This is a genomic window from Ectobacillus polymachus (genome assembly GCF_048159605.1).
Classification (GTDB): Bacteria; Bacillota; Bacilli; order Bacillales; family Bacillaceae_G; genus Ectobacillus; species Ectobacillus polymachus.
This window is the reverse complement of record NZ_JBLREB010000001.1, coordinates 252,798-271,878: the sequence shown is the minus strand read 5'-3', so window position 1 is coordinate 271,878 and position 19,081 is coordinate 252,798. Positions and strand designations below refer to the sequence as shown.

19 protein-coding genes are annotated in these 19,081 nt (G+C 36.8%); 2 read left to right on the top strand and 17 right to left on the bottom strand.

The genetic code is table 11. The annotated features are described in order from the left end of the window. Positions 1 to 56 precede the first annotated feature (56 nt). From ACM5BR_RS01270 to ACM5BR_RS01195, 16 genes are all read right to left on the bottom strand, one after another. Positions 57 to 719 (bottom strand): phosphatase PAP2 family protein, encoded by a 663-nt coding sequence (locus ACM5BR_RS01270; protein ID WP_416825381.1) that lies wholly within the window; start codon positions 717 to 719, stop codon positions 57 to 59. Between the two features lie 151 nt (positions 720 to 870). Then, on the bottom strand, positions 871 to 1,530 hold the full coding sequence (locus ACM5BR_RS01265) for a PspA/IM30 family protein (protein WP_416825380.1): 660 nt from the start codon (positions 1,528 to 1,530) through the stop codon (positions 871 to 873). Between the two features lie 2 nt (positions 1,531 to 1,532). Continuing rightward, the gene (locus ACM5BR_RS01260; protein ID WP_416825379.1) at positions 1,533 to 2,114 is read right to left on the bottom strand and encodes a hypothetical protein; all 582 of its coding nucleotides are present in this window, start codon (positions 2,112 to 2,114) and stop codon (positions 1,533 to 1,535) included. Positions 2,115 to 2,348: 234 nt separating this feature from the next. Next, positions 2,349 to 3,638 carry a hydroxylamine reductase gene (gene hcp, locus ACM5BR_RS01255; protein ID WP_416825378.1) on the bottom strand — a complete coding sequence of 430 codons (1,290 nt, stop codon included), beginning with the start codon at positions 3,636 to 3,638 and terminating at the stop codon, positions 2,349 to 2,351. A 220-nt stretch (positions 3,639 to 3,858) separates the two neighbouring features. After that, positions 3,859 to 5,106, bottom strand: a complete 1,248-nt coding sequence (locus tag ACM5BR_RS01250; RefSeq protein WP_416825377.1) for an MFS transporter — start codon at positions 5,104 to 5,106, stop codon at positions 3,859 to 3,861. A 217-nt stretch (positions 5,107 to 5,323) separates the two neighbouring features. Beyond that, positions 5,324 to 6,676, bottom strand: coding sequence for a sensor histidine kinase (locus ACM5BR_RS01245; protein WP_416825376.1), 1,353 nt, complete (start codon positions 6,674 to 6,676; stop codon positions 5,324 to 5,326). Next, positions 6,666 to 7,340, bottom strand: coding sequence for a response regulator transcription factor (locus ACM5BR_RS01240; RefSeq protein WP_416825375.1), 675 nt, complete (start codon positions 7,338 to 7,340; stop codon positions 6,666 to 6,668). The genes ACM5BR_RS01245 and ACM5BR_RS01240 overlap by 11 nt, the downstream gene beginning before the upstream one ends. 367 nt (positions 7,341 to 7,707) lie before the next feature. Continuing rightward, on the bottom strand, positions 7,708 to 8,325 hold the full coding sequence (locus ACM5BR_RS01235; RefSeq protein ID WP_416825374.1) for a GNAT family N-acetyltransferase: 618 nt from the start codon (positions 8,323 to 8,325) through the stop codon (positions 7,708 to 7,710). Between the two features lie 182 nt (positions 8,326 to 8,507). Continuing rightward, entirely contained in the window at positions 8,508 to 9,449 is a 942-nt protein-coding gene (locus tag ACM5BR_RS01230) for an LCP family glycopolymer transferase (RefSeq protein WP_416825373.1), read from the bottom strand. Between the two features lie 211 nt (positions 9,450 to 9,660). Continuing rightward, a complete protein-coding gene (locus ACM5BR_RS01225) occupies positions 9,661 to 10,113 on the bottom strand; it encodes a MarR family winged helix-turn-helix transcriptional regulator (protein WP_416825372.1) in 453 nt (150 codons plus the stop codon). Positions 10,114 to 10,218: 105 nt separating this feature from the next. Continuing rightward, entirely contained in the window at positions 10,219 to 11,124 is a 906-nt protein-coding gene (locus ACM5BR_RS01220) for a DMT family transporter (RefSeq protein WP_416825371.1), read from the bottom strand. Positions 11,125 to 11,434: 310 nt separating this feature from the next. Next, the gene (locus ACM5BR_RS01215; RefSeq protein WP_416825370.1) at positions 11,435 to 12,601 is read right to left on the bottom strand and encodes a PrsW family glutamic-type intramembrane protease; all 1,167 of its coding nucleotides are present in this window, start codon (positions 12,599 to 12,601) and stop codon (positions 11,435 to 11,437) included. Between the two features lie 327 nt (positions 12,602 to 12,928). Then, complete coding sequence (locus ACM5BR_RS01210) at positions 12,929 to 14,146, bottom strand: MFS transporter (protein ID WP_416825369.1); 1,218 nt, start codon at positions 14,144 to 14,146, stop codon at positions 12,929 to 12,931. A 109-nt stretch (positions 14,147 to 14,255) separates the two neighbouring features. Then, positions 14,256 to 15,290 carry a LacI family DNA-binding transcriptional regulator gene (locus ACM5BR_RS01205; protein WP_416825368.1) on the bottom strand — a complete coding sequence of 345 codons (1,035 nt, stop codon included), beginning with the start codon at positions 15,288 to 15,290 and terminating at the stop codon, positions 14,256 to 14,258. A 355-nt stretch (positions 15,291 to 15,645) separates the two neighbouring features. Beyond that, entirely contained in the window at positions 15,646 to 16,455 is an 810-nt protein-coding gene (locus ACM5BR_RS01200) for an undecaprenyl-diphosphate phosphatase (RefSeq protein ID WP_416825367.1), read from the bottom strand. Positions 16,456 to 16,574: 119 nt separating this feature from the next. After that, on the bottom strand, positions 16,575 to 17,453 hold the full coding sequence (locus ACM5BR_RS01195) for a LysR family transcriptional regulator (protein ID WP_416825366.1): 879 nt from the start codon (positions 17,451 to 17,453) through the stop codon (positions 16,575 to 16,577). A 134-nt stretch (positions 17,454 to 17,587) separates the two neighbouring features. Here ACM5BR_RS01195 and ACM5BR_RS01190 point away from each other — a divergent pair, with 134 nt between their 5' ends. Both ACM5BR_RS01190 and ACM5BR_RS01185 read left to right on the top strand, forming a co-directional pair. Further along, complete coding sequence (locus tag ACM5BR_RS01190; protein ID WP_416825365.1) at positions 17,588 to 17,947, top strand: CidA/LrgA family protein; 360 nt, start codon at positions 17,588 to 17,590, stop codon at positions 17,945 to 17,947. Then, positions 17,944 to 18,630, top strand: a complete 687-nt coding sequence (locus ACM5BR_RS01185) for an LrgB family protein (protein ID WP_416825364.1) — start codon at positions 17,944 to 17,946, stop codon at positions 18,628 to 18,630. Before ACM5BR_RS01190 ends, ACM5BR_RS01185 begins: the two co-directional genes overlap by 4 nt. Before the next feature lie 12 nt (positions 18,631 to 18,642). On the opposite strand, the gene ACM5BR_RS01180 is transcribed toward ACM5BR_RS01185, so the two are convergent. Continuing rightward, positions 18,643 to 18,951: a MazG nucleotide pyrophosphohydrolase domain-containing protein gene (locus ACM5BR_RS01180; RefSeq protein WP_416825363.1), complete on the bottom strand. Its 309-nt coding sequence runs from the start codon at positions 18,949 to 18,951 to the stop codon at positions 18,643 to 18,645. Between the last annotated feature and the right edge of the window lie 130 nt (positions 18,952 to 19,081).

Sequence of the window (19,081 nt, the reverse complement as noted above, 5' to 3'; positions counted from 1 at the left end):
TTTTACAGCGATTCATCCCACTTATTTTTAGCGTCACCTATTCAGATGGAGTGAAATCAGCTTACTCCATCTTTTTCTTTCCACCCAATCAAGGCAGACAAGGCCATAATACAAATCATTAGCCAAGCCCCTCCTGCTGCAAAGCCAGCTAGCACATCACTTGGATAATGTACTCCGAGATAAATACGACTAATCCCAATAAGTAAAATAAGAAGACCCATAGACACGATGCTACATACCTTCTGAACCCTTCCTTTACTATGGCGATAGAGAAGGTAGGCAATCATGCCATAGAAAACAAAGGAACCCATGGAATGCCCACTCGGAAAACTATATCCTGTTTCATGGATGATAGGATGAATGGTAGGACGCTGTCTTTGAAAGATCCATTTTAGCAATACATTAAAGCCGAGTCCCCCTGCAGCAGCTAAAAATAGAAATACGGATTCCCATATCTTTTTCTTCCAAATCAAGAAAATAAGGATCAAAGTAAGGATCGTGCCAATCGTTACCCCAGATCCCATAAAGGTAAAGCCTTTCATAATGATTGTAATGCGCGGAGAAATAAAAGATTGGATCCAGCCAATAATGGTAAGATCGAAAGTATACAGATCTTTTTCAACTAATTCGGAGGCAAATTGTGCAAATATATATGTAAATACAAGTAATACAATAGTTGAATATAAGAAAAATTTTTTATCGGATGCTAATCGTTTCATGTAATCTGTCTCCCTAATGTATGTATAAGATATGTATATATAGTAAATCTCTCTATACAAAAAGGCAAACCCGTGGGAGTTTGCCTTTCTTTTATATAAATTGTGGATTCGTGACGTTGGGATTTGTTTTCTTTCAAAAAGGACAGTTTTTTTATTTAGACGCTTTTAACTTTTCAAGTTCTTTTTGTACTTCTTCTGCCAACTCATTATCGACTGCTGGCATCTTAGATTGTGTATAGGTTTGTTGGAAGTATTGGCTTGCCGCAGCCTCTGCTTCTAACTTTTGAATGTATTCCTCCATTCTAGCAAAGCCTTTTAATGTATGTTCGGTTTGAAAGGATGCAAGTGTATTTTGTCCTGCCTTTAACACCTTGGCTGCATTTGCTCTAGAAATCAATACAAGCTTTTTATATTGTAATTCCTTATATGTTTCTTGCATTTTTGCAATTTGCTCATAAAGAAGCTCTGTTTGCTTTTTCGTTGCTTCTAATTGCTGTTTATACATTGTCAGTTTTTTCTCTTGCGTAATCTTTTCTTGTAATGCTAATTGTGCAATTTGATCCTCATTTCGATCTACTGCTAATTGAGCTTGACGAACTCGCTTTGCAACCATTACTTCTGCTTCTTCTACAAGCGTTTCATATTTCTTTTCCGTAAATAATTGATCTGCTAACGCATGCTGTGCTTTTCCAATTTGATCTTCTACCTCACGCATATATTGCTTTAACATCACTACCGGATTTTCTAATTTATCAATAACATCATGAGCATCTGCAGTAACAAGATCTTTCACTCTTCTAAATAGTCCCATTTTTATTTTTCCTCCTCATTAATCTTTCGTTCCCATTCGTCTAAGAAATCTGTATGCTTCACAGTTTGAACAGGAGTATATTCACCTTTTACAAAATCGTTATCATCATGTTTAACTTTCTTAAGGATCCAGTAAATAGCTGCTGCAATAAGAAGGATTGGAAAAGTAGACAATGCACCTAGACCCATTAAGGTTAAGCCAATCCACTTTCTAGGACCTTGCTTAGCGCCTCTCCATAACAACCAACCAGTAAGAATAGCTCCTAATGCTAGGAAGAACTCAAGGATAGAGAGACCAACAAATTCTCGTTCATGATGACCATAACCTCTATGCTCCATCATGCCATTTTGGTACATCATACCATTATGGTAATTACCATTGCCTTCAATAATGACAAGCTGATTGCCACCTTGGAATGGAGATTGTTGATATAGGCCTTGGCCTTGGCTACTCATCATGGAATGCATATTATAATTTGCATATCGATGACCTACTATATGTTCCGCAACTTGAAACCCTGTGAATAGCATGATAGCCATGATTGGTACAAGTATGAGCCATTTAAATCTTTTCTTCTTTTTCATGCTCTCACCTCCTCTTACTTAGGTTGTCTTGCTTACGAGACCTATTGTAGATAAGAAAAAAGAAAATATGGTGAAAAAATAGAATCATAAGAAAAAGTTTTATAAAAATTTTTTAGAAGAAAACGAATAGAGCGAAAGCTTTGTTCACGGTTAATAACTCGTCCTATACATAAGAAAGACCGAGCAATCGCTCGGTCTTTCCCTTTTTCGTTACTGTATTTTGTCTAGAATTTGTTAGAGTTGAAGCATTTCCTTCATATCCTCTTGGGCGGTACCAATTAATTTCAAATCAAAAGTGTCTTGGAGAACCTTCAAAACGCCCTCAGAAATAAATTCAGGCGGCTTTGGTCCGATTCGAATATCTTGAATGCCGAGACTGAATAGACCTAAAAGAATAGCAACCGCTTTTTGTTCGAACCATGAAAGAACAATGCTGACTGGAAGTTCATTTATTTCACATTCAAAAGCATCTGCAAGCGCTTTGGCAATTTTAACAGTTGAGCCAGAGTTATTGCATTGACCTAAATCGATATAACGTGGAATATTCGTTCCAGGTACAGTACCATAATCAACATCATTAAAACGGAATTTTCCGCAGGATGTTGTTAGTATGACAGTCTCCGGTGGAAGGGATGTTGCAAGCTCTCGGTAGTAGTCTCCACCTTTACCAGGTGCATCACATCCGGCAATGACGAAAAACCTTTTTATTTTCCCTTCTTTTACTGCAGCAATGACTTCCGGTGCTAAACCAAGTACTGTTTCATGGTGAAATCCGGTTAACAGGGTTTCATCCGAATCCATATTGGCCTCGGGAAGTTCTAATGCTCTTTCGATTAATGGTGAAAAATCATCATTCATAATTTTTTGGACATTTTCCAAACCAGCTACCTCATAGCTGAACATACGATCAGCATAGGTACCTTTTATTGGCATTACACAGTTGGTAGTCGCTAAAATGGCCCCAGGGAAGTTTTCAAAAAGGCGGCGTTGATCATACCAAGCCTTTCCAATATTTCCTTTCAAGTGTGGATATTTTTTCAACGCCGGATAGCCATGTGCTGGAAGCATTTCGGAATGGGTATAGATATTAATACCTTTTCCTTCCGTTTGCTTTAATAATTCTTCTAAAGCAAAAAGATTGTGACCCGTTACGACAATGCATTTGCCTTCAATTTTATTTTGGCTTACGCGAATCGGCTGAGGGATTCCTAGACGCTTCGTGTGAGCTTCATCAAGCAATTCCATAACACGCACCGCTGATTGCCCCACCTTCATCGCCATATCGATGTGTTCTTGTAGGTTAAAGTTTGAATTTGTAAGTGTCATATACAGTGCTTCATGAGTCGTGGTATCCACGAATGAATCTGTGTACCCCAGCTGGTTTGCGTGAGTACGATAGGCTGCAATCCCTTTTAAAGCAAAAATAATCGTGTCTTGTAAACTTGCAATTGTTTCATCTTTCCCACAAACACCAATTACATGACAACCGCCGGATGGAGTTTGCTCACATTGATAACAGAACATTTTATCCTCACCTTTCTGCTTTGTTTGTTTTTAGGATACAGAACCTTTCCGTGATTCAGTGTGATGCTGGTCACACTATTTCAGGTTGTAAAAATTTGCACACAAAGTTATGGCAAAAATATGAATATTTAAGAAAAGAAGAGGATATATATCCAATATTGGACATAGTATCCTCTTCTGATCATAGTATGTTTAACCATTTCTCTATGTATATAGTTGACTATATCTTAAGTTTCTCCAAATTTTCCTGATTACTTACCGACTGTTTTAATGGTAATGTAATCATAACCCCAACAAGGAAAAGAATCGCTGCTACTGAGTAGATTGCTACAAGTGAGAATGATTCCTTCAACACTCCAGCTACACTCATCGTAATAACCACTGCCCCCATAAAGATTGGGGTTAAAATCCCGTTGACGCGTCCAATAAATTCTGCCTCCGTATTTTGCATAATCATTGTGTTTATTCCTATTTGAATACAAGGCATAGCAAGTCCAGACAAAAATTCTGCTGCAAGCGTAAGCCATAACTCCGTAGATAACCCCATCAATAAAAAGCCAGCGCTACTAACAACCATCCCAATCATGAGTAGATGCTGCGGGGCATATTTCTTTGCTGTTGTCATAACAATTCCTCCACCAACAATCATGGCAGCTCCATTCGCCGCCATCAACCATTGTAGATGTTCCTTTGCTAAACCAAGTCGTTCTGTAACAAGAAATACGGTGAGTGGCTGTGTTAACCCCAATGCTAATCCCGCCGCAGCAAAGCCACCCCCAAGCAGGGTCAAGGACCTATTTTTAAGAACATACCCAAATCCATCCTTCATTTCCTGCCAAAGCGTAGTTTTTTCTTCTTGTACACTGTCGTAGTCTGGAGGTAACATCAGAAGCACAGCAGCTGATATTAAAAAAGCAACACCCATAATACCAATAGCAGCATCGATTCCATATTGCTGATACACAAATGTCCCTATAATAGGTCCTAATATCATAAATAAGGCAAAGATCGTCTGATACATAGACATTCCTATTGGAATAAGCTCTTCTGATACATGTAACTTAAATAATTTCATGCCAGATGGCTGAGAAAATTGTGACAATACGGATGAAACAAGGGTCGCAAAGAAAATGGCTTTCCAACTGCCGAATACAAGAGTAAGTAAAACAACAAAAATAGAAATAGCGCTAAGAAAGTCACACCAAACCATTGTGCGTTTCGGACGCCATCGATCAGCAAACGTCCCTCCAATAAACGAAAATAAAAAGATAGGTGCAAATTCAGCCAATGAAATAAGAGAAACTGCTACCGGATTTCCATTTGTCCTCTCCATTACATACAATAATATAGAATAATTACGCACCCAAATACCTATTTGCAGAAAAATAGCGGATAGTAATATTGTACGTGCTACTTTGTTACGAATTAATTCCCCTATCGAACTATTTGAAGTTGACTCACTCTTCATCCTTACATCCCCCCTATTAAATTGTTCCGTTCGCTTACAATATTTCACCTGACTTTACTATATACATGATTTTCATGAATACAGTACATCCATTTGTATCCATTATTATATAATAATTTCCAACACCCTTTTCATTATTACATATTAAGAGTGTAAGTAAAGAACAATTTATTAATAATGAGAAAAAGAAAGAGGATGCTCCACATGGAACATCCTCCTACACATTAGGTATTCGTACGGTAAATGTACTTCCTGTTTCTTCACTTGCTACTTGAATCGTACCGTGATGGGCGTCTACAATCCATTTGGCGATGGATAGACCAAGACCGTAGCCGCCGACTTCCTTCGATCTAGATTTATCAGTTCGGTAGAACCTTTCAAAGATACGGCTGTAATCCTCCTGTTTTATGCCAATTCCTGTATCCTGCACGGTCATACAGAGACTGTGCTTCTTATCATTTTCAATTTGTAACGTAACCGTAATCGATCCTTGATCCGGAGTGTATTTTATCGCATTGTCTACTAATATATAGATAAGCTGTGTGAGCCGATCTTCGTTCCCATACACCTGTAAGGAGTCATCCGCATGGAAAGATACCTTAATTTGCTTCGAAGCAGCCATCGGTTCGAATGTTTCCAGCACCTTTGCTGCAGACGAATGAAAATCAAATCGTGTTTTTACTATCTCCTGTTCATTCGAGTCAGAGCGAGCAAGCGTTAGTAAGTCACTGACGAGCTTTGTCATCCGCTTTACTTCCTCTTTCATATTCCGCTGAACCTTCCTTGCAAAATCACTCGTATGTTCATCTTGTTCCATTTCCAATGTATCAAGAGAAGATAGCAAGATGCTTAGCGGTGTGCGCAATTCATGTGAGGCATTCCCTACAAACTCACGCTGTCTTATATATGATTCGCGAATCGGAATCAGTGCGCGCTTGGACATATAACGACTAAAGTATAAAGCTACACCAAAAAACACGACCGCAAGTCCAATTAAAATGATAAGCAGTATTTTAAATATCCGGTATACGGAAGAGATATTTTCTCCTACATACAGAGTCCCAATCTGATCTTTTCCATTCATAACAGGCTGTGCAAGTATGAGAACATTTACTTGCTGTCCATCCTCACCATGCATCATATGGTGGGAACGTACTTCCATTGACACATTTCGAAGTTTGCTTTGCTGTGGATTCCAGCCCTGTAACGTTTTCAAAAAATCATCATGCAGCGAATGAATCGTTTCGTCACCTAATATGAGCTTTCCTTGCTGGTCCACTACATAGTAAAAATATTGATTTTGTCCAAACGTTATCATAGACGAAGAATCTTGTGCTGGATTCATAAGAACATCTTGAATCACACTTGCTTGCTGGTTTGCTAGGGATTGGATCTCTTGCTTTTGATTGTACATCATTATAACGTAAAGAAGTCCATAGACAATACAAATAAATAGTACGAGAAACATCATAAGTAAAAGGCTGTATGAAAGCGTTAATCTCGTTTGGGTTCGCTTAAACACATCCTTTACAAAGCGTTTTGGTCTTTGTACACGATGATTATGATTCAAGTTTGTAGCCTACCCCCCTTATGCTTTGAATCCATCCTTGATTTCGCGGTATGTTTAGCTTCTTTCGCAGCAGCTTCACCGTCGCATCGATCGTTTTTACCGATACATCTGCATCATAGCCCCATATTCGATCAAGTATAATCTCTCTTGGCAGCACTTGTCCCTGATTTTGAACTAACAGATCCAATAATTGAAATTCTCGCGGCGTAAGCAGTACCTCTTCATTCCCTTGAAATACCGTATGGCTCGTTCGATTTAATGTTAAATCATGAATTCGGACGATTTCTTCCTGAATCGGAGCATAATTTCGCCGTGATAACGCGCGTAGCCGTGCAAGTAATTCGTCTATTTCAAAGGGCTTCACTAAATAATCATCTGCACCCGAATCTAGCCCCTGTATACGGTCCTGCAAAGCATCCTTAGCAGTTAATATTAAAATGGCACCTTTAAGCCCCTCTTTACGCAAATGACGGCATAGATTCACTCCATCTTCGCCGGGCATCATCCAATCTAGAATCAGCACATCATAGTGCGAGGCAATCGCATAATCGTAGGCATCGTCACCCCTTGTTACCCAATCTACATGATAACCGCCCTTTTTCTTCAGCATATGGGCAACTAGTTCACCGAGTTGTAGATCATCTTCTGCTAGCAATATATTCATAGAGTCAATTCTCCTCTCCCGTGCATACTACTTTCACTATATCGCATAAAAACGAAAAACAAGTGAAATCCATTTGTACAATCTACGAACTACAAAGAAAAGAAAAGGTATGCACGGTTTATCCCGCTTTAACGGGCAGTAAGCCCCCACTTCAAGGCTTAGAGAAAACTGAAAAGGCTAAGTGGTGGACAACTGCCCGTAAAAGTCCGTATTGGGCGGGCTAACCCTCGGTGGGGGATGAGAAAAAACCCCCACCGAGGGAAGTTTCACTTTATTTTATCACTTTAGACGTGAAGACTCCTACTTCTAAAGGAAAAGGAAAAGAACCCTCACCATGGAGGGTTCTTAACTATGAATACATACACCATTAAGCCTGATTCTGCGTCTTCGTGTATTCTTTTTCACGTTTAAGAAATTTCTGTTTTACTTCCATCCAATCTTGATTCGTGATCGAATATAGCACCGCGTTGCGAATATACCCATTAATATGGATTCTTTCGTTACGGATAATTCCTTCCTTAACCGCGCCTAATCGTTCAATGGCTTTTTGCGAGCGAATATTCCATTCATCTGTTTTAAATTGTACTCGTATGTATTCTAGTTGCTCAAAACAATATTGTAGTAATAAGTATTTGCAGTCAGAATTAACGTACGTTCTTTGATAAGGCATAGCATACCATGTATACCCAATTTCACAGGATTTCATTTTGTTACTCATATCATAGACTCGCGTCGTCCCAATCACCTGTTTTGATTCCTTTAACATTACCACAAATGGCAGTGAGGTCTTCGCTTGACGCCCTCGCAATGCGTTCGCAACCCACTTTTCCATATCCTCTTCCTTTTCGATATTGCCAAGCATATGTGTCCATAGATCATGGTTACAAATTTTATAAAGTAAAGGTGCATGTTCTTGCTGCATAGGAACAAGCTTAACTCTATTATTCTCAAGAGTAGGTGGTTGTTGGAATATTAATGCATTCAATGAATATCTCTCCTTTTTACGGGTTACCTTTATATTAATTCGAAAATTGAAAAAATTAAAGGGGATTCTAGTAAATTGTAATTTATCTACCTTTAATATAGGAGGGGATTTTTGGTAATAACTAGTAAAAAAGATCAGCTCGTCTTAAAAGCTGATCTTCCTTCCACCTATGCATAAAGCTATTATTGTTGTGGAATCTCAAGGTTTTGTCGCAATTTATTCGTAATTTCTTTTTTTGTATCGTCCTTCACACGATAATGCCACATCGTACCCGTGAAGAAGCCCTCACCACCAAGCATTTGCAGCTCTTCATTGTTGTTTCGGCAATCTTTATAGTTTTGAATCATCGAAATCATATCATCTTGGCTAAGATTTGTTTTTACATCTTTTCCAACAGCTGTTAGGATCGGTTCTAGGTTAGGAAGTGTCTGAATGTCTGCTCCCTTTTTGATGGTAGCATTCACTACGCTCCGAACTCTTTCTTGCCGGCCGAAGTCGCCATTCGGATCATTTTCACGATCTCGAAGGTACGCTTCTGCTGTCTCTCCCGTTAAATGAACTACTCCCTCCGGAAAATGAGTTCCGTCAACCGAAAAGTCATGGTTGTTATTTACATCAATCCCACCAAGAATATTGACAATATCCTTCACTGAACTTGTATCTACCGTGACATAGTAATCAATCGGTACATTTATATACTTTTCAATTGTGTTCACAGCCATATTAATATTCCCAAATGCATAAGCACGGTTAATATTATCGTTCTCATTCTTTCCGACAATTTCTCCGTACGTATCACGTGGAATACTAAGTGTCTTCATCGATTTTGTATTTGGATTTAATGTCAAAAGCATAATCGTATCAGAACGACCATACGTTTCCGTTTTAGTGCCCAATTCATCTACTCCAACCGGATCAATACCGAGTAAAAGAATCGAGATTGGTTTTTTGGCCTTTGCACTCACATCCTGAGTACGCTCAGGTGAATGCTCTCGATCAAGTGATTGATGAATTTGATTCATTGTTTTCGATACCTTTTGATACACAGTGAATGCAAAAACTCCCCCACCAATTAGGAGAATCAAAGCAATACTCACTACCCACTTAAAAACTTTCGATTTCATGATAAACATCCTCATTTCTTTACTACCCTATTAAACTATTACATTATGATAGTCACTATAAGTAACGATAAAAACATTAAGCTCTATTCCATTATAGCGTATGGATTAACGTATTTGTGTAACAAATTTCCATAAAGTATTATGAATAGAAAAAAGTGAAGGAAAATCCTTCACTTCAAAAAGTCATATTCTTCCTACTGAAAGAGAACTCTTACTTAACAGTTTGTAACGAGGAAAGTAATTGTGAATGTAATCGGAGCAGTGTAGTAATTTCTTCCTCAGAAAGAGACTGCAAGGCAATCTTCATCGCTCGAAATGAAGAGGCATTCTGAATAGAAGCTTTTGCTGCCTCCTCTCCCTTTGCTGTTACTGTTACATGGATTTCTCGTCGGTCCTCTGCAGATTGTGCTCGTTCTACTAAACCGAGATTTACAAGTCCATCTACATTTACGCTCACTGTACTCTTTGGAAGTGCAAGTTTTTCTGTAATTGCCTTTAATGTAATCGAAGGTCCTATATAAATCGTATTTAAGATCCCCATTTGCGGTACAGTTAACCCCAGGCTGCTAGCATTTTGCTGCGTAAATGTCAAAAGCGTTCGATTTACGGATGTAAAAGATTGAATAACTTCACTTGTACGGTTTGTACTTGTATCTTGAGGCAAGAATCTCACCTTCTTCTATTGTAATAGTTCAGATCTGAACAGTTTAATTATAAACTATTTTTTCTTACTAGACTATGTATAAGCTGCGAAATTTACGTTCCATGATTACATATCCACTACATCCGGTTGAACCACTTTGGTTTTACTCGTTTTTTTACTCGTTAAGTAAACCCCAAAGAACACAAGCAATCCGCCTAGGATTTGAATCATAGTAATTGGTTGTCCTAGAAAAGCGCTAATAATAGCTGTAAATACGGTAATCAAGTTCAAATATATGCTTGCTCTACTTGCACCGATTTGGCTTACTGCTGTATTCCAGAATACAAACGATCCAACAGATGGAAAAAGACCAATATACAAAATTCCCACTATTGCTCGTTCACTATGCGGCAAGTGAATCCCAGTAGCAATCACAAATGGAAGAACAAGAAGAAGACCAAGAAAGGCAGAAACCGCGGTGGCGGAAATAGGCGGAATTCCCTTTTGCCTTCTTCCTAAAATGGAATACACAGTCCAAATAAAAATGACAAACAGCATTAACAGATCGCCTTCATTATAATGAATCGTAAAAATCTGCTGGAGCTGCCCCTTAGTTAAAATTAATAGCACGCCAAACAGCGATACAAACAAGCCTACAATATTTTTAGGAGCAAGCTTTTCCCCTAAAAATAAAAAAGAAAACAACACAATTAACGCTGGGTTTAATGAGTTAATTAGCGCTGCATTCAAGGATGTAGTATATTGAAGTGCGATGTACAAGAAGAAGTTATAACCGATAATCCCTAGTGCTCCCATCGGCAACAGAAGCTTCCACTTCCTCCATACCTGCTTCCAGTCTGGATGCTCAATAAAATGGGCGATAGGAAACAGTAATATCACTGCCAGCATCCAGCGGGAAAAAGTAATTTGTAACGGTGACATTTCAGCTACAACATATTTTCCAAATACATAATTGCCTGCCCAAAACAGATTTGCCAATACAAGAAATAAAAACACAACAGACTTTCTCAAGATGAACCGTCCCCTTTTGTATGAACATTGCATGAAATGTAAAATAGCTTTATTAATTAGTTGTCTCTATTATTTTAAATATGTATGAATATTCAAAATATATATTTATTATAGTATCACTTCTTAATAGTAAAATAAATGAAAGGATAGCACAAAATCCAAATGTCCATTTGCGGTTTTCTTTTATAAGGTTTTCATCAAAATTCCTCCTAAATAGAAATAGCCCTAATTCCTGAATGGAATTAAGGCTGGTGATGGAATATCAGTATAATAATAGAAACATAATGACCTTCTTAATTTAATTTTAGTTTTAATTGAGAGATGATGGTGTTTCTTCAAAATTTATTCGCGTAATCTGTTTTAACCCTGCATTAATAAAGACAAAGATAAAGAGCCATGCTGTTATAATTAAAACGATAAATCCAAGATTATCCATTATTTGAAAGGGCATATCCCATAGTGCATGTAAAATAACAGGAACTGAAAATATTTTGATAAATTTATTACTGAAAAAGTGATCTCTTTTCAATGGTTGGCTTCCTTTGGCGTAGACCAATGCAGCACCCGAAATAGCAGCCCATACAGTGTGTGTCCCCATCGATTCCCAAGCCCGACTAAAAATTATAGAAAGCATAGAATGATTTCCATAGAGAGTACCTAAATTGTAAGCATAGCCTGCTGATTCGAATGATGCAAATCCTGCACCGATTGCTGCACCTATTAGAAGACCATTTAAGATGTACTTTGGATTTATTTTATAGATAAAGTAAGCAATAATCACAAGTTTCCCTAACTCTTCTACTATACCAATAATTACAGCCCCAGTAACATCTATTTCATTGACTGAAATAAAAGAATATAAAAACAGCGTTATAACAAGAGAAGATGTACCACCAATAAAAAACATTTTTGAAATCTCATAAACACTTATATTTCGTGGTGCATTTGTTTCCCAGAAAAAAATAAGTAACGAAAAAGGGACAGTAAACGATCCAATCATAATTAGACCAGGAATGGTATTAGTGCTTTCAAAGAAATATGTACAAATATACAAACAGATATAGGTAATGGCAAGTACAAAAAAGACTCTAGAGAATAACCAAGGCTTTGGCCAAGATGTAGAAATATCCCGTTCACTAGGTGTTGTCAGTTTTGTACCTGATGTAAGCAAGATTTCTCCTTCCTCTTTCGAATGCCTCTGCAAAACTGCTGAAAAAACATCCCGTAAATTCAGGTCTATATTCCCTTCCTCCCCAACCATTGAATTTATTTTTTGAGTGGCTTGTGAAAAAGTCCCTCTAACTTGATCGGAAAGACCTTTCACATACTCTTCTTTTCGGGACGAGGTTCGAGAATAAGTATCCTGACTATTATTTATATTTGTTTCATAGTTTTTATCTTGTTCAAGTTTTTCACCACAGGATGAACAGAATTTATTGTTTATTTCAATAGGTGCACCACACTTCGTACAAAACAAAATCATCAACCCCCTACAAAATTATGTACAGATAACAGTTTAATTTATTATACTATAACACTAACACCATTTAATATATGCTGATATATTAATATAAAAGGATGACTACAGCATTAGGCAATATATAGGTATCTATAATGAAATTTTGTAAAGTTCGGCCACTATGTTTTTCGGATAATAGGAGCCGCGACCACTACCTACTGTCAATAAAACAGTCGAAAAATAAAATATGCCAACGAAAAACATTTGTTTTTCATTGGCACTTTTTAGACAGCCCCATCTTTTTATATAAGTTGCGAGATTCGCTCCACATGTTCCAATCACTATTTATAACGTATGCTTATACTCGCGTAAAAAGTAGAGAGAAGACAACCCAATTAAAATTAACAGTGCCATAAAATAAGGAATCACTGCTGCAGGATTGTCATTTAGAAAATAGATGAGCATGACACATCCTACACTCGGTATACGACCTACACTTAACGCGAGTTCTCTCGATACTACCATTTCAATTCTTAACTTCCCATTCTCATCAAATTTAGAAATTGAATTTAATGACAAAGTATTAAAGGGAATCTGAAACAACGGAGTACAGACAGCAGAGGTTAATCCGTAAACAAGTAAAGTAATATAATTTATATGGAAAACAAGTAAAAAAATAGAGAGACTTAGTAATAAGCTTGCCCAGACGATAAAATTCCATTTCCGTTCTTGCCTTCCAAAACGTCCGATTATATAAAAAGTAATCACAGAGAAAGCTGTAGTAATAAAAGCGTAGTTTCCCAGTAATCCCTCACTTTTCGTAACCATGTAGACCCAAATCCAAATAATAAAAGACAAGACTCCATCGCGAAATGCTAAGCTACTGAAAACATACGCCATATATCTCCATTCTTTGTTTCCATACATACGAAACATAGATTTATAATCAAAAACATTCTTTTCTTTTGTGTTTGGCAAAAAGAAAGTTAAAAGCATAGATGCAAGAAAGAACAAAAAAGATAAAGTAAAAATTGTTTTATACCCCATAAATCCTGGGAACATTACCACAATCCACCCTGCAGCCAAAGGACCGATCATTTGTGAAATGGAGTGAAAAATTCCATTTAAAGCATTAAACCAATCTCTATTGTTATTATTTGTATAATCTACTGTAAGTACATTAACCGATAGCCAATAAAACCCGGATCCAACTCCAAAAATTATGCCAAGCGGAATTACCATATCAACAGAGGCTTTTCCGAACAGAATGATACAGAGATAAAACACCAATTGCAATATACTTCCAATAACAATACTTATCTTTCGATTTATTTTTTTACTTAAGATACCTGCATATAAAAACGTTGGCATCCATACAACATAAGATACGAAGTTAAATAGCGCTACCTCATATAAGTTTTGAGAAACTTTATATAAGAAAATGTTTACAAATATATTCGATAAACTATTAGCAATACCGTTTAAACAAAGGATGATTAAAAAGATTTTTGTAGAGTTTGAAAGCAAAGAAGGACTTTCTGTTTTGTTCTTAACTAGTAGCAATTCATTTACTCCTTATTCTGAATATAAATTGGACTACATAATGATTCTATCCGATATCTCTCTACCTCTGAAATTTTTTTAGTGAAATAGCCATAAAAGCCTCCTAAAGTTATTTAGTTTCCTTGTTGGCTCTTTTACAAGAACCGCGTTCTACAAATTCAGAAGGTATAATGATTCGTTTAACTATGGAGTTTTTTTCCTCCAGTCTTTCTAAAAGTAATTTAGCTGCTTCCCTTCCAAGTATTTCTGCATTTAGATCAACGCATGTTAAGGGAGGCTTTAACACATCGGCGTATGTCGAGTCATTACTAAACGAAATAACGGATAAATCATCAGGAATACAATATCCAAGCTCTTCCGCCGCGCGATATACACCGATAGCCATCTTATATGAATCGGTTATAATTGCTGTAATATTTGAACCCGTATTTAATATAGCTTTTGTTTGCTCGTATCCAAACTCTGCGGATGTTTTACTCTCCTCCAAAAATGACGCCAAATCTGCATCATTTGGTAAGCCTGCCGAAGTCAAGGCATGCTTATATCCTTGATAACGATCGATGCTCACTGTGCGGTATTTAGGAGCATTTAGAAAAAGTATCCTTTTATGACCAAGAGATAATAAATATTGCGTTACTTGTGAACCGACGGCGAAATTATCATTGTCAACGTAGGGAATGGAGGTTTCAAGAATCTTAGGGGGCTTTCCTACGACAACAAAGGGTACACCTTGATTCATTCTGTCTTCCATTCTCTTGTCCTTATCATCCGCTGGATCCAGAATAATCTCTCCATCTACTGGATCAGAAGCAATAAACTCGACTTTTTCCTTAAAAGTATCCGCCAATGAATTGATAAGCAGTCGATACCCCTTCTCATAACATTCGCTCAATACTCCGTTTAATAGAGACAGATGAAATTGACTGAATTTCGCCCTTTCTCGCGGCATGTTAATACCAATAATTCTCGTTTGCTTAATGGCTAAACTTCTTGCTAAATAATTTGGTTTATATTTCAATTCTTTTGCAGCCTGCAGAACTCGTTCGGTCACCTCCTTGCTAATAGGTCTTTTTTGACTGAAAACATTTGATACTGTGCTTTTCGAAACATTGGCCAGTTTGGCAACTTCATTAATTGAAGACATTTACCTTACCTCCGTAAATAATATTAAACCGGTTTTATTAATGATTTGTTTTGATAAAGTAAAAAGATAATTAAAGAATGCATAAATAACGTAAATAACCCCTAAAATCCCTTTAAAACAACATCTTTAATTACTGTTTTATTTGTTCAAATACTCATAAATTATAAAACCGGTTTTATTGTTAATTAACCCAATTCATAATAACCATGTTTATCATATATTACATTTGTTATTAACCCAAATGATGAATTAACTCATATATATAGTGTTTAAACAGGCCAAGCAGAGTTTCTTTAATGAATACAAAAAAAGAACTGTACGAATACAGTTCTTTTTTCTATCATTATTTATAATTTTAGAATAACTTACTGATCAATACGAGAATACCAACAGTCCAGCAATAGTATGCGAACGGACGCATCGCATTAATTTCTTTCTTTTTAAACCAATTCATTAAAATCCATACACTGATTAATGCAAAGATTCCTGATGCAAAGCCGCCTATTAGAGACATTTGCATAAGATTTCCTGTACCTGATTTTATAAGTTTTGGAACTTCAACAATTCCAGCTCCTAAAATAACGGGAGTAGCTAGAATCATAGAAAAACGAGCGGCGGCTTCATGCTTTAAGCCCATCCAAAATCCAGCTGTCATACTTGATCCAGAACGAGAAAATCCAGGGATGAGAGCTAGAGATTGGAACAACCCGATAATGAAAGCTTCTTTTCCATTTAAATCTTCAATTTCTTTCGTCCCTCTATTGCGTGCCTTTTCACCAAAGAAAAGAAAGAAACCATTAATAATAAGAAAAATAGCGGCGCTTGTTACATTGCTGAAAATATGACGAAGTGGTTTTTCCAAAACAACTCCAATTACGCCAGCAGGTATCGTTGCAACAATAACTAGTAAAAGTAATTTTTTACTTCCTGTAAAAATAGATTTAATAATTCCAAACCAATCTTTCCAGAAATAAAGAAATAACGCGACTGCTGTACCAAGATGAAGCATTACAACATAAGGAAGGAAATTTTCCTTTAAGAACTCCGGATCTAAATTCCAGTGGAATACATATGGTGTTAATACACCATGAGCAACACTACTAATCGGGAATAACTCAGATATACCTTGAATAATAGCAAAAACTAATGTTTGCAAAAGTGTCATGTACTTGTCCAGCCTTTCAATTCCTTTTTGTAATGATTATTGAATTGGTTAATATTATATCATATCTTGTGCAACCGTTTTTTTAAGATAATGTTAATTTTCACAATACTAAAACATACTTATTTTATCACTTTCATTACCTTTATGAAATTCTCTGCTTCCTTCGACATTCGTTCTTTTTCATAAGCGATGGCCATTTTCACAGTGTTTGTTATATCTTCAATATTATGATATACAACCTCTTTTAATGCAAAGTTTTGCAGTGCGGCTGGTACGATAGCAATGCCTACCCCAGCAGCTACCAAGCCAATGACGGTATGATACTCTGTTGCTTCTTGTTTAATATTTGGACTATAGCCCGCCCGGTGGCACATAAACACAATATCATCGTAAAATCCTTGCCATACGTTTCTTGAAACGAGAATAAATGGATCATTCTGTAATTGTGCTAGAGTAATATGCTCCTCTTGTGCTAACGGATGATGAATCGATAAAGCTAGTATGCAAGGCGTTTCATGAACAACTTCTGTTGTTAGAATGTCACTTTCGATAGGAGGTCTTAGAAATCCAATATCTAATTTTCTATGATATAATTCCTCGAGTTGCAGCGGTGTTGCAAGTTCCCGTAGCTTTACTTCTACATTTGGATATTGATTGCGATACGTTCGAATGAGCGGTGGAAGGAGATCGTACGTTGCTGACCCAACGAATCCAATCGTGAGTGTTCCAATTTCTCCCCGCGCTGCCCGTCTCGCTGATTCAATCGCTTCATCTAATTGTTCCAATGAACTATTAACACCTTCTAAAAAGAACTTCCCGGCATCTGTAAGTTCTACTACTCGCTTTGTACGACGAAATAATATAATACCTAATTCTTCCTCCAACTGCTGAATTTGCTGGCTAAGCGGTGGTTGTGTCATGTTTAAGCGCTTTGCGGCACGGCCAAAATGAAGCTCCTCTGCTACTGTTATAAAATATTGTAATTGTCGTAATTCCATCCGCTTACGCTCCCTATTAATATGTTTTGCATATTAATAATACACAATATATATATTGGACACAATCTACGCTTTCCTTTTACAGTATAGATATAGTGCTTTTGGTAAAAACAAAAAAAGGAAGAGATTACACATTGAAATATTTAGTTATTGGCTTACAAATCTTATTTTTATATGTATTTGCAATGATAGGAGATATGATCTCATCTTTCTTTCATCTTCCGATACCCGGAAGCATAATTGGAATGCTTCTTCTCCTTCTTGCAATCCATTATCATATCATTCCCCTGGCATGGATTGCACGCGGATCGGACTTACTGTTAAAGGAATTGCTATTATTTTTCATTCCTTCTGCTGTTGCAATCATTCAGTACCGTGACATTCTCAAAGCCGACGGAATAGAGATTATAACTATCCTCTTTATTAGTACGGTTATGGTTATCCTGTTCACAGGAATTGTCGCAGAAAAAATGGAAGGAAGAGAGCAAAGATGATTTATGTTTTACAATTTATATGTTTAGCTATTACTATACTAATCTATTCGTTAACAAAAAAGATTTACAAAACCTATAAATGGACTGTTCTATCCCCCTTAATACTTTGTCCATTATTACTCATCCTATTTTTACAGCTATTTCATATTTCCTACGATCACTATGCACAAGGAGCGAATCGATTATCCAAATTATTGGATCCTGCTGTTGTAGCCTTTGCTTATCCTTTGTATCAATACCGTGAAACGTTAAAAAAACACGCTGTTCAAATCGTTCTAAACGTATTTGCTGGCTCTCTAATTTCCATTATCATTTCAACCTTGTTATCTAAACTATTTCATATGAATATTACGATGTCTGATAGTTTAGCGCCTCATATTGTGACGACGCCAATTGCGATGGATATTAGTTCGATGACGGGAGGTACGGGGGAATTAACTGCGTTGTTTGTTATTATGACAGCATTAATCGGAATCCTTACTGGTCCTTTCTTAATACGAATTCTTCGTATTCGGACGGCGGTTGCCAAAGGAATTATGCTTGGTACAAGTGCAAATGGTACGGGAACTTCGAAAGCCTATGAATTGGGACCACTTGAAGGCACGATTGCTACGATTTCTATGCTCTTAACAGGAGCCTTTAATGTCCTTCTTGTACCGTTTTTCTTAGAGGTTATTTATTAACCTCTAAGACTTTTATTTTTTCTTCTTTTCTTGCTTATATTGCTCCTTAAGCCGAAAGCATTCTTCCATATCAATATTATGGGAGTTAGCAATCGCAAGCACATAATAGAGTACATCATACAATTCTTCTTCAATGGTACCTTTAATAATACCTGTATCCTCTAATCGTTTATCTTTCCGCAATACCACAGCAAGCTCGCCTACTTCTTCAATCAATTTTTGAAAATAGACGTTCTTACGTTTTGGATTATTATCCTTGATTTTAATAAATTGCTGCAAATTATGAAGCGTAATGTTTTGCTGAATTAACGTCTGTTTCATCCTATTCTCCTTCAAGCATTTTATTATCCCTATGTATGGTACCTGTTTTTGCGATAAATGAAAAGAAAAACATAATGTATGTTTCGTATTTCTTCATTTTGAATAATATGTAAATATACCTAAAATGGTA